We start from the raw sequence: 13,612 nt of genomic DNA on the forward strand, positions 1-13,612 counted from the left end.
TCCCGGGCCACGGTAGACAACGAGACGACAGATTGTGGAGGACATGCCGAAGAAAGAAGGCGTGATCGAGATCGAGGGCACCGTCGTGGAGGCCCTTCCCAATGCCATGTTCCGCGTGGAGCTGGCCAACGGGCACAAGGTGCTCGCCCACATCAGCGGCAAGATGCGCCAGCACTACATCCGGATCCTCCCCGAGGACCGGGTCGTGGTGGAGCTCTCGCCCTACGACCTCACCCGGGGTCGGATCGTCTACCGCTACAAGTAAGTGATCGAGCCTGCGAGACCACCGATCTGCGCAGGCGCCAGCCGAGCAGCAAGGAAGTTGTTGACATGAAGGTCAACCCGAGCGTCAAGCCCATCTGTGACAAGTGCAAGGTCATCCGCCGTCACGGCCGGGTCATGGTCATCTGCGAGAACCCGCGTCACAAGCAGCGCCAGGGCTGAGCGATTCGCCCCGATCCGGCGGAGCCGGAGCGGGACGAGCAGCGTGAGCCGCGCAGCCGCTTGCGGCAAGCGGGCTTGAAGCCCAGCACGACAGCCCAGCACGAGCTCAGCACGACAGCAACACCCCACAACGTGATCGCTAGGTCGGGCACCACCTGACCGAAGTCACCTCCGGAGCACTGGCCGGAGCCCACCCGAGGCGGGATGGGACGCGTCACGACCAGAAACCAGCGCAAGAACAGACAAGGAACAGCCACATGGCACGCCTCGTTGGTGTTGACCTCCCGCGCGACAAGCGCATCGAGGTCGCTCTCACCTACATCTACGGCATCGGCCGTACCCGCGCCCAGCAGCTCCTGGCCGCCACCGGCGTCGACCCGAACGCCCGGGTCCACACGCTCGGTGACGAGGAGCTGGTCAAGCTTCGCGACGAGATCGAAGCCAACTTCAAGATCGAGGGTGACCTCCGGCGTGAGGTCCAGGCGGACATCCGCCGCAAGATCGAGATCGGCAGCTACCAGGGTCGCCGCCACCGCATGGGCCTCCCGGTCCGCGGTCAGCGCACCAAGACCAACGCGCGCACCCGCAAGGGTCCCAAGCGCACCGTCGCCGGCAAGAAGAAGGCGAAGTGATCTGCTCCCCTCACCGGGCGCAGCGCTGATCACTTCAGTCCCCACGCAAGCTTCAAGACCAGACCTCATCAGGAGTTAGTGAATGCCTCCCAAGAGCCGCGCGACCAAGGTCCGCCGCAAGGAGAAGAAGAACGTCGCTCAGGGCGAAGCCCACATCAAGAGCACGTTCAACAACACCATCGTCACGATCACCGACCCGACCGGTGCGGTGATCTCGTGGGCCTCTGCCGGCACCGTCGGCTTCAAGGGCTCGCGCAAGTCCACCCCCTTCGCCGCCCAGATGGCTGCCGAGGCCGCCGGCCGTCGCGCCATGGACCACGGCATGAAGAAGATCGACGTCTTCGTCAAGGGCCCGGGCTCGGGTCGTGAGACCGCCATCCGGTCGCTGGGTGCCATCGGCCTCGAGGTCGGCACCATCCAGGACGTCACGCCCACCCCGCACAACGGATGCCGGCCGCCCAAGCGCCGCCGCGTCTGAGCCCGAGACTGAGAAAGAGAGACTGACACATGGCCCGCTACACCGGTCCCATGACCCGCAAGTCGCGCCGTCTCGGTGTCGACCTGGTCGGCGGCGACGCTGCCTTCGAGAAGCGTCCCTACGCGCCCGGCCAGCACGGCCGCGGCCGCATCAAGGAGTCCGAGTACCTGCTGCAGCTTCGTGAGAAGCAGAAGGCTCGCTTCACCTACGGCGTGATGGAGAAGCAGTTCGTCCGCTACTACAAGGAGGCCAGCCGTCGCCAGGGCAAGACCGGCGACAACCTCCTGCAGCTCCTCGAGTGCCGCCTCGACAACGTGGTCTACCGCGCCGGGTTCGCCCGGACGCGCCGTCAGGCCCGCCAGCTCGTCGTGCACGGCCACTTCCTGGTCAACGGCAAGAAGGTCGACATCCCGTCCTACCAGGTCACCGACCACGACATCATCGACGTGCGCGAGAAGTCGCTCGAGGCGACCCCGCTCATCGTCGCCCGCGAGACCCACGGCGAGCGCGTCGTCCCCGCGTGGATGGAGGTCATCCCGTCGCGGATGCGCATCCTCATCCACCAGGTCCCGGTCCGCGCGCAGATCGACGTGCCGGTCCAGGAGCAGCTGATCGTGGAGTTCTACTCCAAGAAGTGATCCACCGCCGGTGGCCGCCTCCGGGCGGCCACCGGCGCAGCTCGTCCCATTCCTTCTTCTCCGCCAACCTCATCAGGTTCGGATCCGTCAAATAGTGGGTGGATCCGGAAAGGAAAAACTCCGTGCTTATCGCTCAGCGCCCGACCCTCACGGAAGAGACCGTCGACGAGTTCCGCTCGCGTTTCGTCATCGAGCCCCTCGAGCCCGGCTTCGGCTACACCCTCGGCAACTCGCTTCGTCGTACGCTCCTCAGCTCCATCCCGGGTGCCTCGGTCACCAGCATCAAGGTCGACTCCGTCCTCCACGAGTTCTCGACGATCGAGGGCGTCACCGAGGACATGACCGAGATCATCCTCAACCTCAAGGGCATCGTCGTCTCCTCCGAGCACGACGAGCCGGTCGTGATGTACCTGCGCAAGTCCGGCGCCGGTGACGTCACCGCCGCCGACATCACCCCGCCCGCCGGCGTCGAGGTGCACAACCCCGAGCTCAAGATCGCCACGCTGTCCGACAAGGGCAAGCTGGAGATGGAGCTCGTCGTCGAGCGCGGTCGCGGCTACGTCTCCGCCGTGCAGAACAAGGGCGCCGACAACGAGATCGGCCGCATGCCCGTCGACTCGATCTACAGCCCGGTGCTCAAGGTGACCTACAAGGTCGAGGCCACCCGTGTCGAGCAGCGCACCGACTTCGACAAGCTCGTCATCGACGTCGAGACCAAGCCGTCGATCCGTCCCCGCGACGCGATCGCCTCGGCCGGCAAGACCCTGGTGGAGCTCTTCGGCCTGGCCCGCGAGCTCAACGTCGAGGCCGAGGGCATCGACATCGGCCCGTCGCCGGTCGACGAGCAGCTCGCCGCCGACCTGGCCCTGCCGGTCGAGGACCTGCAGCTCACGGTCCGCAGCTACAACTGCCTCAAGCGCGAGGGCATCCACACCGTGGGTGAGCTCATCTCCCGCTCGGAGCAGGACCTGCTCGACATCCGCAACTTCGGTGCGAAGTCGATCGACGAGGTGAAGGCCAAGCTCGTCGAGATGGGTCTCTCGCTCAAGGACAGCGCGCCCGGCTTCGACCCGCACGCCGCCCTCGCCGCCTACGGCGACGACGACGACGATGCCTTCATCGAGGACGAGCAGCTCTGACCTGCGGCCCCGGGCTCCCGGGGCCACCCATCAAAACCGACCGGCGCGCGCCGGTCGTCTACCCGGGTACCTGACACGGCCCGAGAGAAGGAAGGCACCACATGCCCAAGCCCAAGAAGGGCCCCCGCCTCGGCGGCAGCCCGGCCCACCAGCGCCTCATGCTCTCCAACCTGGCCACCGCCCTGTTCGAGCACGGCCGGATCACCACCACCGAGACCCGTGCGCGCCTGCTGCGCCCGGTCGCGGAGAAGCTGATCACCAAGGCCAAGCGGGGCGACCTGCACAACCGTCGCGAGGTCCTCAAGACCATCCGTGACAAGTCGGTCGTGCACACCCTGTTCACCGAGATCGCGCCGACCTTCGCCGAGCGTCCCGGTGGCTACACCCGGATCACCAAGATCGGCCCCCGCAAGGGCGACAACGCTCCCATGGCGGTCATCGAGCTGGTGACCGAGGCCTACAGCCCCAAGGCTCCCTCGACCAAGAAGACCGAGGCTGCTGCCGCGCCGGCGCCCGCCGCCGACGCCGCTCCTGCCGAGGTCGAGGCCGAGGACGTCGACGGTCAGACCGAGGTCGTGGAGACCGAGGCTGCCGACGCCGAGACCGCCGAGGCGCAGGCCCAGGGCGACGCTGCGGAGGTCGAGGCCGACGAGGTCCCGGCCGACGACGCCAAGGCCTGATCCACCGCTGATCGCGAGGCCCGCCACCCCACCGGGGTGGCGGGCCTCGCGCGTTCGCGGGCCCGTGGGTCAGAGGCGGGCGAGGACCTCGGCGGCGTCCAGGCTGCGCGGCTCGCCACCGGTGGCGACCAGGTGCCGGGTCGCGGCGACCACCGACTCGTTGACGGGGGTCGGCAGCCCCAGGAGGCGTCCCTGGAGCACGATCTCGCCGGCGAGGTAGTCGATCTCGGAGTCGCCGGTGCCGCGCGCCAGGCTCTGCCAGGTGGACCCGCCGCGCCGCTCGAGGTCGGGTCGGCGCTGCAGGATCGTCCCGCGCCGCTGCCGGTCCTCCTCGGCGGAGGTGACGCTGAGCCCGGCCGCCTCGAGGACGCGCTCGCCCTCCGCCTGGGCCAGCTCGGCGAGCTCGTCGGCCGCCTCGCCCTCGGCGAACGACGCGTCGACACCGTTGCCGAGGTTCATCACCAGCTTGCGGCGCTTCCTCGCCATGATGTCGTCGCGCTCCTCCGACTCGATGCGCGCGGCGCGGAGGTCGGCGGCCACGGCGGCGGTGGTGGCGTCGGCGCCGCCCGGGAAGCGGCCGATGTCGAGGATCGCCGGGGTCGGGTGGCACGCCGCGACGACGACCCCGGGCTCGAGGTGGGTGGCGGGCAGCATCACGCACACCGCGTAGGTCCGGGCGAACAGCCTCAGGGCTGCGGTCTCGGTCGCGACGCCGTTGGTCGCGCAGACGACCGGGACGTCGTCGGGGGCGTGGGCGCGGAGGTCGGCGAGCGCCGTCGCGGCCTGGTGCGACTTCACCGCGAGCAGCACGACCGTGTCGTCGGTCCATGCGACGTCCGCGGCGGTGTCGGTCGCCGGGGCGTCGATCCGGTGGCGTCCGTCACCGGCGTCGAGCACCAGCCCGTCGCGGCGGATCGCCGCCAGGTGGGCTCCTCGCGCCACCAGCGTGACGTGGTGCCCGGCCAGGTGGAGGTGGGCCCCGACGACCCCGCCGACGGCGCCCGCGCCGTACACCACGTATCGCATGCCACGACCCTACGGAGGGCCGGCGCGGCGTCAGGCGGGGGGCCGCCAGGCGGGATCGCGTCCGACGAAGGCCATCAACCGGTCGGCGGCGGGCGCGTCGTCGGCCACCGGGACCGCGGGACCGTAGTGGCCCGAGTCGCGCAGCAGCTGCTCGATCGGGCGCATCCCCTCCAGCAGCCGGGTGGCGTGCACCGCGTCGAGGCCCGGCTCCTGGCCGGTGGCGAGGGCGAGGTCCCACGCGTGCATGAACACGTCGGTGGTGTAGAACCGGTCGACCACGTCGGCCAGCCGGTCGGTGCCGGCGTGGGGATGGCTGAAGGTCTCCTCGCCGCGCTGCTCCACCAGGGCCTGCACGGCCGAGGCGTGGTGCCGCCACGCGGCGACCGGGTCGTCGGACGCCGACGGGCCGGGCGCGAGCTCGACTCCACCGGCGGCCAGGAAGTGCGGGAACCACTCGACGAGGTGCGCCACCACGTCACGGGCGGTCCACCCGTCGACCGGGGCCGGCGCCGACCAGTCGGTGGTCTGCGCCACCAGCCGGCCGAAGCCGTCGGCGACCGCCGCGTGCCGCTCGGCGGGCGCCTCGGGCAGCGGCATCAGAGCGCGCCCTCGGCGAGCATCCGGTCGATGGCGGCGTAGCCGTCCTTGACGCCGACCTCCATGCCGCTGCGCAGCCAGCCGTCGCGGTCCTCGAACGAGTCGCACAGGCTGAGCGCGTGCAGCCGGGTGCGCCCGTCGCCGAGGTCCTCGAACGTCATCGTCTCGAGGGAGACGGCGTCGGGCATCCCCTCCCACGTGAACGTCTGCACGATCCGGTCCTCGCGCACGGTGTGGAAGCACCCGCGGAACGACGTCTCGAACTCCTCGCGACCGTCGCTGCCGCTCGCGGTGTAGCTCCAGCTGCCGCCGTCGCGGGCGTCCCAGTGGGTGATGTCGGCACCCACGTCGGTGGGACCGATCCACTGCGCGTAGAGGTCGGGGTCGGTGTGCGCCCGGAACAGCTGGGCGGGGGTGGCGTCGAAGTCGCGCCAGATGTGGATGGCGGGCACCTCGCCGTCGGGCTCGATGACGGCCTCGGGGTAGCGGGTGGAGGCGTCGGGGCTCTGCGTGCTGGTCATGATGCGGTTCCTTCCTGCGGGGTGGTGGTGGTGCCGGGTGCGGAGCCGTCGTCGTCCTGCATGCGGGCGAGCACGGCGTCGAGGCGTGCGAAGCGCTCCTCGGCCCGGCGTCGGTAGCGCTCGATCCACTTCGTCATGAGGTCGAACACCTCGGCTTCCAGGTGCACGGGACGTCGCTGCGCCTCCCGGGTCCGCGTCACCAGGCCGGCGTCCTCGAGCACCTTCACGTGCTTGGAGACGGCCTGGAGGCTCACGTCGTAGGGCGCGGCCAGGTCGTTGACGGTGTGGTCGCCCTCGGTCAGGCGGGCCACCATGTCACGGCGGGTCGGGTCGGCCAGGGCGGCGAAGACCCGGGAGAGCTGGTCGGTCACGAGCACCTTCCTCAACTAATTGGTTGAGTAGACGGTAGGAGCCATGGGCGGCCTTGTCAACCATGTGGTTGAACAAAGGTGGGCGGCGCGAGTGGGCGGGCGGACGGCGCCTAGGATCGCTCCCGTGCGCCTGCGGATCGACTGTGCCTACGACGGGGCGGACTTCTCCGGCTGGGCGGCCCAGCCGGAGCGCCGCACGGTCCAGGGCACCCTCGAGGCGGCGCTCGCCACCGCGCTGCGGGTGCCGGAGGTGCGGGTGACGGTGGCCGGCCGCACCGATGCGGGCGTGCACGCGCGCGGGCAGGTGGCCCATGTCGACGTCGACGCCGACGTGCTGGCCGCCTCGGCGGGCCGCTCGAGCGACCCGCCGCCGGCCGCCCTCGCGCGCCGCGTCGACGGCATCCTGCCCCCCGACCTGCGCGTGCGCCGGATCAGCGAGGCGCCGGCCGGCTTCGACGCGCGGTTCTCCGCGACCTGGCGCCGCTACGCCTACCGCATCGCCGACGCGCAGGAGCTCGCCGACCCGCTGGTGCGCGGCCACGTCCTGGACTGGGGCCGGCGTCTCGACCTCGACGCGATGAACGAGGCCTCCCGGCCGCTGGTGGGGCTGCACGACTTCACCTCCTTCTGCAAGCAGCGCGAGGGAGCGACGACCGTGCGCACGCTGCTCGACCTCGACTGGCGGCGCGACGAGGCCGGCCGGGCGGTCGGCACGGTCCGCGCCGACGCGTTCTGCCACAACATGGTCCGCGCCCTCGTCGGCTGCCTGATCGCCGTCGGCGAGGGCCGCATGCCGACCGGCTGGCCGGCCGAGGTGATGGCCGGGCGGCGCCGCGACCAGGGCGTACGCGTGGTGCACGCCCACGGCCTCACGCTGGAGGAGGTCGGCTACCCCGACGACGACGAGCTGGCCGCGCAGGCCGAGCGAGCCCGAGCCCGACGAGAGGCGATCGATGCCTGAGCACTACTTCTCCGCCGACCCCAGCGTCCCCTTCGAGCGGGAGAGCTTCACCGCCGAGCTGTGGGGCAGCACGCTGACCTTCGACACCGGGTCGGGGGTGTTCAGCAAGGGTCACCTCGACCACGCCACGGCCGTGCTCTTCAAGGAGCTCGCGCCGCCGGTGCAGGGGCAGTTCCTCGACCTGGGATGCGGCTACGGCGTCATCGGGCTGGCGATCGCCAAGGCGGTGCCCCTGGCCAACGTGACCGGCGTCGACGTCAACGAGCGGGCCCTGCTGCTGGCCAACGACAACGCACGTGCCGCCGGCCTCGACTCCCGCTTCGTCGCCTGCCTGCCCGAGCAGGTGCCCGGCAACCAGGTCTTCGACGAGATCTGGTCCAACCCGCCGATCCGCATCGGCAAGGAGGCCCTGCACGAGCTGCTGCTGACGTGGCTGCCGCGCCTGGCCCCGGGCGGTCGGATGGTGATGGTGGTGGGCAAGAACCTCGGCGCCGACTCGCTCCAGCGGTGGCTCACCGAGCGCGGCTGGCCGACCGAGCGCCTGGCGAGCAGCAAGGGCTTCCGGGTGCTGGAGACGCGCCGCGCCTAGGGCCTCGCGTCGAGGAACATCTTGAGCCGGGTACGGGTGCTGCCGGGGTCCTGCGGCAGCGCCCCGTTGATCGCGCGGCACACCCAGCCCAGGCGCATCGCCAGCGCCGCCGCGTCGCGGAGGTCGGTCCGGCCGTAGTGCTCCTCGTAGGGACGCAGGTAGGCCGCCAGGTGGGGCTCGAGGTCCTCGGAGCCCGCCTCGTCGTCGACGCCCCAGGCGATGACGCCCTCCAGCGTCACCGACAGCGTGAAGAACGGGTGCGAGACGCAGGCGTCACCCCAGTCGAGCACCTGGTGCACGCCGTCGCCGAGGAACACCTGGCCGTCGTGGAGGTCGTCGTGCTGCACCGTCTCGCGGATGCCGTGGGCCGCGAGTCGGTCGCAGAGCTCGGCGATCAGCGAGGCGTCCGGCAGGCGAGGGTCGGCACCGTCGAGCCCGGCCAGCAGGTCGGCGTACGCCGCGGGCAGCGTGTGGAGCCGCCGGTCGGGCAGGCCCAGGGCGAGCAGGGTGTCGACCTCGTCCTCGCAGGCGAGCTGGACCCGGGCGTAGGCGTCGAGCACGTCGTGCCAGCGGTCGAGGGACCGCTCCAGGGGCACCACCTCGCGCAACCGCGGGCCTGCGTCGGCCAGCAGCATCCAGCCCGTGCCGGGGTCGCTCGCGAGCGGGGCCGGCACCCGGCCCGCGGATCGCGCCGCGACGACGCCGGTGACGGCGGCCTCGTGCCGCATCGTGTCGTCGTTGGCCTTGAACCACACCTGCCCCGCGCCGGTCGTGACCCGCAGGACCGTCGACCAGTCGGTGACGTGGGTCTGCTCGATGCCCACGACCGGCGCGGTCGTGTCGAGCTGCTCGTGGATCCACGCGTGGGCGGCGTCGAGGAAGGCGGGGTCGCGCCACCGGTCGGCGAGCTGGCTCATGCCCGGCATTCCACCGCGCGGCGGCGCATCGGGCAACGGGATGAGGCGGCCGTCAGGCCGGCCGGGTCGCGACCAGCACGCCGATCTTGTCGATGCGGTGCTCGGGGTTGTCGAACTCGTCGGCCCAGTAGTTGCCCGCGGCGTGGTCCTCGGGCGTCGCGCAGGTGGACAGGGTGAGCATCGGCTGCGTCGCCGCCTCGCCCGGCCGCCCGGGCACCTCGGCACGCTGCGCGCGGAGGGACGCGGGCTGGCGGAACGACGGCCAGCGGGTCCTGCGCACCTCGTAGACGAAGACGGTGTCGCCGGTGCGCACCAGGATCCGGTCGCCCCTCCTGAGCGACGGCGAGTCGCGCAGGGGAGCGGCGCCGGTGAGCCGGTGCCCGGTGACGAGGTAGTTGCCGACCTCGCCGGGACCGGTGCCGCCGCGCGGCCCGCGCGGGGAGGCCATCTCGCCGGCGTTCTGCAGCGCGGTGCCGGGGCCGTCGTCGGGGGTGCCCCGGTAGCGCACGACGGGGAAGTCGCGCAGGCCGATGGCCGGGATCGTGACGAAGGAGCGACGCGGCTCCGGCACCGACTCCTCGACCTCCGGCTCAGCGGTGGGCTCGGTGGTGGGCTCGGTGGTGGGCGCCGGCCCCGGCGCGCTCGTCGCGGGCCGCTGCGCCGGCGCCTCGGTCGGCCCGCCGCCGCGGCGCGGGCCCTCGGCGGCGCATCCCGAGACCGTCGCGACGAGGGCGGCGGCGAGGAGGGCGAGGCGGCGTCCCGGCACCCGTCCACCGTACGCAGCGGGTGGTCGGCCTCACCCGAGGCGGACCGGCAGCTCCTCCACCCCGTGGACGATGGCGAGCTCGCTGAACCGCAGGTCACGCGGGTCGCAGGCCAGCGCGAGGTCGGGGAAGCGCCTCGCCAGCCCGACCAGGGCGGTGCGCAGCTCGATGCGCGCCAGCTCCGCACCGACGCAGCGGTGCACGCCGTGGCCGAACGCGAGGGTGCCGGCCGCCGCCGTGGTGGGGTCGAAGCGGGCGGGGTCGACGTGCCGGGCCGGGTCGCGACCGGCGCCGGTGAGCGAGACGATGACGATGTCGCCCGCGCGCACGACCTGCTCGCCGACCCGCACCTCGTGTCGGGCCACCCGCGGGAACGCGACCTGCACCGGGCACACGAAGCGGAGCAGCTCCTCCACGACGCGGTCGACCTCGACGCGATCGCCGCGCTGCAGCGCCGCCCACGCGTCCGGGTGCTGGAGCAGCACCCACGTGCCGAGGGACAGCATGCTCGCGCTGGTCTCGTAGCCGCCGAGGAACACCCCGTCGGCCAGCCCGCCCAGCTCGACGTCGTCGAAGTCGGCGCCGTGGTCGGCGACCATCCGCGCGAGGAGGCCGTCGGGCACGTGGGGCGAGCGGCGCTCGGCGGCGACCAGGTCGATGAGGAACTGCCGGGTGCCGGCGGCGGTGTCGAAGATCCCGCTGCCGCCGTCGCGCAGGTCGAAGCGCGCCGCTCCGCTGCGGCGGAACGACTCGCGGTCTACCTCCGGCATGCCGAGCAGGTCGCAGATGACGCCGAAGGGCACCGCGAAGCCGAAGCGGGCGACCAGGTCGACCTCGGGGCCGTGGGCGGCCATGTCGTCGAGGGCGGCCTCGACGACCCGGTCGACGTCGTCCTGGAGGTCGGCGAGGCGGCGCCGGGTGAAGTAGGGCGTCAGCACGTGCCGCAGGCGCTCGTGGTCGGGGGAGTCGGTCATGCCGAGCCCGCCGATGCGCTCGGCGGGGGCGTCGCGGTCCTGGCGGCCGATGAGTCCGCGCACGTCGTTGGCGAACGTCACGGAGTCGGCCAGCACCTCCCGCGCGACGTCGTAGCCCGTGACCAGCCAGACGCGCGTGCCGAGCAGGCTGGCCAGGCGGACGACGTCGCCGCGCGCCCGGCTCTCCTCGAGCCGCGGGACCGGCTGGACGCCGTGCCGCTCCAGGGGGAAGCGCACCCGGGCGGGCACCCGGCGGGCCGACGACAGCGCGAACCGGAGGGCGGTGGTGCGCAGCCGGGGAGCCGGCCGGGGCGGTGACAACGAGGGGGCCATGGGTCCAGTCCACACTGTTTGGCGCTCCACTGCCATCCGGCATGTCCCCGAGGCGTCCCGGGGCACCCCCGGGTGACCGCACCGGGCAGGATGGGGCCATGGCCTACGACGCAGCCCCCGAGCGGTACGACGGCACGACCGGGATGCACTACCGGGCGACGGGACGCAGCGGACTCAAGCTGCCGGCCCTCTCGGTGGGGCTGTGGCAGAACTTCGGCACCGACCGCCCCGAGGAGACGCAGCGGGCGATCCTGCGGCGGGCGTTCGACCGAGGGGTCACCCACTTCGACCTGGCCAACAACTACGGTCCGCCCTACGGTCGCGCGGAGGAGAACTTCGGCCGCTACCTCGCCGACGACTTCGCGCCCTACCGCGACGAGCTGATCGTCTCGACGAAGGCCGGCTACGACATGTGGCCCGGTCCCTACGGCCAGGGCGGCGGCTCGCGGAAGTACCTCCTGGCCTCCCTCGACCAGTCGCTGGGAAGGCTCGGGCTCGACTACGTCGACATCTTCTACAGCCACCGCTTCGACCCCGAGACGCCGGTCGAGGAGACGATGATGGCGCTCGACGCGGCGGTGCGCTCGGGGCGCGCGCTCTACGTCGGCATCTCGTCCTACTCCGCGGCCCGCACGCGCGAGGCGGCGGCGATCGCCCGCGAGCTCGGCACGCCGCTGCTGATCCACCAGCCGTCCTACTCGATGCTCAACCGCTGGATCGAGCAGCCGCGCGACGGCGATCGGAGCCTGCTCGACGAGCTCGAGGAGCAGGGGATGGGGTGCATCGTGTTCACCGCGCTGGCGCAGGGCCTGCTCACCGACCGCTACCTCGACGGCGTCCCCGACGACTCGCGTGCCGCCCGGTCCGAGTCCACGATCGCCGGCCTCGACGAGGAGACGCTCGGCCGGGTCCGATCGCTCCACGCGATCGCCGAGGGCCGCGGCCAGGAGCTCGCCCAGCTGGCGCTGCAGTGGGTGCTGCGCGACCAGCGCGTGACGAGCGCCGTGGTCGGCGCCTCCAGCGTCGAGCAGCTCGACACCAACCTCGACGCGCTCGACGGCCCGCCGCTGACCGACGAGGAGCTGGCCGAGATCGACCGCCACGCCGTCGACTCGGGTGTCAACCTCTGGGCCGGGCAGACCGAGCAGTGAGCGGGGCCGAGCGCCGCGTCGTGGTCGTGGGCGCCGACGGGGCCGGGATGTCGGCGGCGCACCAGGCGCTCCGCACCGCCGCCCGGCACGGGGAGCGGCTCGCCGTCACGGTGCTCGACCGGGGCCACCACACCTCCTACAGCGCCTGCGGCATCCCCTACTGGATGTCGGGCGACGTGCCGACCCAGCAGGACCTGGTCGCCCGCACCGCCGCGGAGCACCGCGAGGCGGGCATCGACCTGCGGCTCGGCGTCGAGGTGGTCGGCGCCGACCTGGCGGCCCGCACCGTCACGACCGCGGACGGCGACGAGCTCGGCTACGACGAGCTGGTCGTGGCCACCGGCGCCCCGGCCGTCGTGCCCGACTGGGCGGTGCGCCCCGACGGCACGGCGTACGACGGGGTGGGCGTGGTGAAGACGCTCGACGACGGGGCCGCCTGGGTCGAGCGCTTCGCGGCCGCCGGCGCGGGTGCGCACGTGGTCGTGGTCGGCGCGGGCTACGTCGGCGTGGAGGTCGCCGAGGCCGCGCTCGCCCGGGGCTTCGGCGTCACCGTGCTCACCCGCACGCGCGGCATGTCGATGCTGGAGGAGGAGTTGTCCGACCGCGTCAACGCCGCCCTCGTCGACGCGGGGGTCGAGCTCGTCCTGGGAGCCGAGGTTACCGGCCTCGAGGTCGACGGCGACCGGGTGAGCGGGGTGCGCTGGGAGGGCGGGCGCGGCGACGCCGACCTCGTGGTGGTGGCGATCGGCGTCCGGCCCGCCACGGACTTCCTGGCCGGCAACGGCCTCGAGCTGTCGGAGGGCGGGGCGCTGCGCCCCGACCCCCACGGCCGCGTCGCCGACCACGTGTGGGCGGCCGGCGACTGCTGCGAGGTGCGCCGCCGGATCGACGACCAGTGGGTGTTCCGCCCGCTCGGCACCCACGCCGCCAAGATGGGACGCGCGCTCGGCGACAGCCTGGCCGGAGGCGGGCTGACCTTCGACGGCATGGTCGACACCTCGATCACCCGCTTCTCCGCGGGCGACGTGCACGTGGAGATCGCCCGCACCGGGCTGTCGCGGGCCGACGCCGCGGCTGCCGGGCACGACGCGGTGGCCCTGGTCACCGAGGGCACCACGGCCACCGGCTACATGCCGGAGGCCGAGCCGATCGCGATCTGGGTGATGGCCGACCGGGTGACCCGGCGGCTGCTGGGCGTGCAGGTCGTCGGCGGCCACGGCGCCGGCAAGCGCATCGACACCTCCGCCGCCGTGCTGTGGGCGGGCGGATCGGTCGACGACCTGGCCTGGATGGACCTGGCCTACGCGCCGCCGTTCGCCACCACCTGGGAGGTGCTGCAGATCGCGGCGCGTCGGGTGGCCGAGCGGCTCTGAGCAACCCGGGCGCGGTCTCGCGCC

At 72.6% G+C, this 13,612-nt stretch carries 18 protein-coding genes; 11 read left to right on the forward strand and 7 right to left on the reverse strand.

Features of this window, described 5'->3' with window-relative positions; genetic code table 11:
- The first annotated feature begins 43 nt into the window (after positions 1–43).
- The 7 genes from infA (at position 44) to rplQ (ending at position 4,011) form a co-directional block, all read left to right on the forward strand.
- On the forward strand, positions 44–265 hold the full coding sequence (gene infA, locus AC54T2_RS08270; RefSeq protein ID WP_056599768.1) for a translation initiation factor IF-1: 222 nt from the start codon (positions 44–46) through the stop codon (positions 263–265).
- A 65-nt stretch (positions 266–330) separates the two neighbouring features.
- Positions 331–444, forward strand: coding sequence for a 50S ribosomal protein L36 (gene rpmJ / locus AC54T2_RS08275; RefSeq protein ID WP_004008316.1), 114 nt, complete (start codon positions 331–333; stop codon positions 442–444).
- A 257-nt stretch (positions 445–701) separates the two neighbouring features.
- Positions 702–1,076: a 30S ribosomal protein S13 gene (rpsM, locus tag AC54T2_RS08280; protein WP_116570804.1), complete on the forward strand. Its 375-nt coding sequence runs from the start codon at positions 702–704 to the stop codon at positions 1,074–1,076.
- A gap of 82 nt (positions 1,077–1,158) precedes the next feature.
- Positions 1,159–1,554, forward strand: coding sequence for a 30S ribosomal protein S11 (gene rpsK, locus AC54T2_RS08285; protein WP_056906616.1), 396 nt, complete (start codon positions 1,159–1,161; stop codon positions 1,552–1,554).
- Positions 1,555–1,583: 29 nt separating this feature from the next.
- A complete protein-coding gene (gene rpsD / locus AC54T2_RS08290) occupies positions 1,584–2,192 on the forward strand; it encodes a 30S ribosomal protein S4 (protein ID WP_186342443.1) in 609 nt (202 codons plus the stop codon).
- Between the two features lie 122 nt (positions 2,193–2,314).
- A complete protein-coding gene (locus AC54T2_RS08295; protein ID WP_056599781.1) occupies positions 2,315–3,331 on the forward strand; it encodes a DNA-directed RNA polymerase subunit alpha in 1,017 nt (338 codons plus the stop codon).
- Positions 3,332–3,432: 101 nt separating this feature from the next.
- Positions 3,433–4,011 carry a 50S ribosomal protein L17 gene (gene rplQ, locus AC54T2_RS08300; RefSeq protein WP_186342442.1) on the forward strand — a complete coding sequence of 193 codons (579 nt, stop codon included), beginning with the start codon at positions 3,433–3,435 and terminating at the stop codon, positions 4,009–4,011.
- Between the two features lie 69 nt (positions 4,012–4,080).
- Here the strand turns inward: rplQ and AC54T2_RS08305 are convergent, their stop codons facing one another.
- The 4 genes from AC54T2_RS08305 to AC54T2_RS08320 are packed head-to-tail and all read right to left on the reverse strand — an operon-like array spanning position 4,081 to position 6,526.
- Positions 4,081–5,037 (reverse strand): ketopantoate reductase family protein, encoded by a 957-nt coding sequence (locus AC54T2_RS08305; protein WP_496665934.1) that lies wholly within the window; start codon positions 5,035–5,037, stop codon positions 4,081–4,083.
- A gap of 30 nt (positions 5,038–5,067) precedes the next feature.
- On the reverse strand, positions 5,068–5,634 hold the full coding sequence (locus AC54T2_RS08310) for a maleylpyruvate isomerase family mycothiol-dependent enzyme (protein ID WP_496665935.1): 567 nt from the start codon (positions 5,632–5,634) through the stop codon (positions 5,068–5,070).
- Positions 5,634–6,155, reverse strand: coding sequence for an SRPBCC domain-containing protein (locus tag AC54T2_RS08315; RefSeq protein ID WP_496665936.1), 522 nt, complete (start codon positions 6,153–6,155; stop codon positions 5,634–5,636). Before AC54T2_RS08315 ends, AC54T2_RS08310 begins: the two co-directional genes overlap by 1 nt.
- Entirely contained in the window at positions 6,152–6,526 is a 375-nt protein-coding gene (locus AC54T2_RS08320; RefSeq protein WP_186342438.1) for an ArsR/SmtB family transcription factor, read from the reverse strand. Before AC54T2_RS08320 ends, AC54T2_RS08315 begins: the two co-directional genes overlap by 4 nt.
- 124 nt (positions 6,527–6,650) lie before the next feature.
- Here AC54T2_RS08320 and truA point away from each other — a divergent pair, with 124 nt between their 5' ends.
- Positions 6,651–7,487 carry a tRNA pseudouridine(38-40) synthase TruA gene (gene truA, locus AC54T2_RS08325; protein ID WP_496665937.1) on the forward strand — a complete coding sequence of 279 codons (837 nt, stop codon included), beginning with the start codon at positions 6,651–6,653 and terminating at the stop codon, positions 7,485–7,487.
- Complete coding sequence (locus AC54T2_RS08330; RefSeq protein WP_186342436.1) at positions 7,480–8,076, forward strand: class I SAM-dependent methyltransferase; 597 nt, start codon at positions 7,480–7,482, stop codon at positions 8,074–8,076. Before truA ends, AC54T2_RS08330 begins: the two co-directional genes overlap by 8 nt.
- Here the strand turns inward: AC54T2_RS08330 and AC54T2_RS08335 are convergent.
- The 3 genes from AC54T2_RS08335 to AC54T2_RS08345 are packed head-to-tail and all read right to left on the reverse strand — an operon-like array spanning position 8,073 to position 11,064.
- Positions 8,073–8,993 carry an aminoglycoside phosphotransferase family protein gene (locus AC54T2_RS08335; protein ID WP_186342435.1) on the reverse strand — a complete coding sequence of 307 codons (921 nt, stop codon included), beginning with the start codon at positions 8,991–8,993 and terminating at the stop codon, positions 8,073–8,075. The two genes, AC54T2_RS08330 and AC54T2_RS08335, sit on opposite strands and share 4 nt — an antisense overlap.
- A 52-nt stretch (positions 8,994–9,045) precedes the next feature.
- Positions 9,046–9,759, reverse strand: a complete 714-nt coding sequence (locus AC54T2_RS08340) for a sortase domain-containing protein (protein WP_496665938.1) — start codon at positions 9,757–9,759, stop codon at positions 9,046–9,048.
- 30 nt (positions 9,760–9,789) lie between these two features.
- The gene (locus AC54T2_RS08345; RefSeq protein WP_496665939.1) at positions 9,790–11,064 is read right to left on the reverse strand and encodes a cytochrome P450; all 1,275 of its coding nucleotides are present in this window, start codon (positions 11,062–11,064) and stop codon (positions 9,790–9,792) included.
- A 98-nt stretch (positions 11,065–11,162) separates the two neighbouring features.
- On the opposite strand from AC54T2_RS08345, the gene mgrA reads away from it, so the two are divergent.
- Both mgrA and AC54T2_RS08355 read left to right on the forward strand, forming a co-directional pair.
- The gene (mgrA, locus tag AC54T2_RS08350; protein ID WP_496665940.1) at positions 11,163–12,215 is read left to right on the forward strand and encodes an L-glyceraldehyde 3-phosphate reductase; all 1,053 of its coding nucleotides are present in this window, start codon (positions 11,163–11,165) and stop codon (positions 12,213–12,215) included.
- The gene (locus AC54T2_RS08355; RefSeq protein WP_186342431.1) at positions 12,212–13,588 is read left to right on the forward strand and encodes an FAD-dependent oxidoreductase; all 1,377 of its coding nucleotides are present in this window, start codon (positions 12,212–12,214) and stop codon (positions 13,586–13,588) included. The genes mgrA and AC54T2_RS08355 overlap by 4 nt, the downstream gene beginning before the upstream one ends.
- The last annotated feature ends 24 nt before the right edge of the window (positions 13,589–13,612 follow it).

The organism is Nocardioides sp. Z35_8, assembly GCF_059621125.1.

Coding starts and splice junctions, on each gene's coding strand:
- infA (WP_056599768.1), top strand. CDS start 44: ATGCCGAAGAAAGAAGGCGTGATCGAGATCGAGGGCACCGTCGTGGAG.
- rpmJ (WP_004008316.1), top strand. CDS start 331: ATGAAGGTCAACCCGAGCGTCAAGCCCATCTGTGACAAGTGCAAGGTC.
- rpsM (WP_116570804.1), top strand. CDS start 702: ATGGCACGCCTCGTTGGTGTTGACCTCCCGCGCGACAAGCGCATCGAG.
- rpsK (WP_056906616.1), top strand. CDS start 1,159: ATGCCTCCCAAGAGCCGCGCGACCAAGGTCCGCCGCAAGGAGAAGAAG.
- rpsD (WP_186342443.1), top strand. CDS start 1,584: ATGGCCCGCTACACCGGTCCCATGACCCGCAAGTCGCGCCGTCTCGGT.
- rplQ (WP_186342442.1), top strand. CDS start 3,433: ATGCCCAAGCCCAAGAAGGGCCCCCGCCTCGGCGGCAGCCCGGCCCAC.
- AC54T2_RS08305 (WP_496665934.1), bottom strand. CDS start 5,037: ATGCGATACGTGGTGTACGGCGCGGGCGCCGTCGGCGGGGTCGTCGGG.
- AC54T2_RS08310 (WP_496665935.1), bottom strand. CDS start 5,634: ATGCCGCTGCCCGAGGCGCCCGCCGAGCGGCACGCGGCGGTCGCCGAC.
- AC54T2_RS08315 (WP_496665936.1), bottom strand. CDS start 6,155: ATGACCAGCACGCAGAGCCCCGACGCCTCCACCCGCTACCCCGAGGCC.
- AC54T2_RS08330 (WP_186342436.1), top strand. CDS start 7,480: ATGCCTGAGCACTACTTCTCCGCCGACCCCAGCGTCCCCTTCGAGCGG.
- AC54T2_RS08335 (WP_186342435.1), bottom strand. CDS start 8,993: ATGAGCCAGCTCGCCGACCGGTGGCGCGACCCCGCCTTCCTCGACGCC.
- AC54T2_RS08345 (WP_496665939.1), bottom strand. CDS start 11,064: ATGGCCCCCTCGTTGTCACCGCCCCGGCCGGCTCCCCGGCTGCGCACC.
- mgrA (WP_496665940.1), top strand. CDS start 11,163: ATGGCCTACGACGCAGCCCCCGAGCGGTACGACGGCACGACCGGGATG.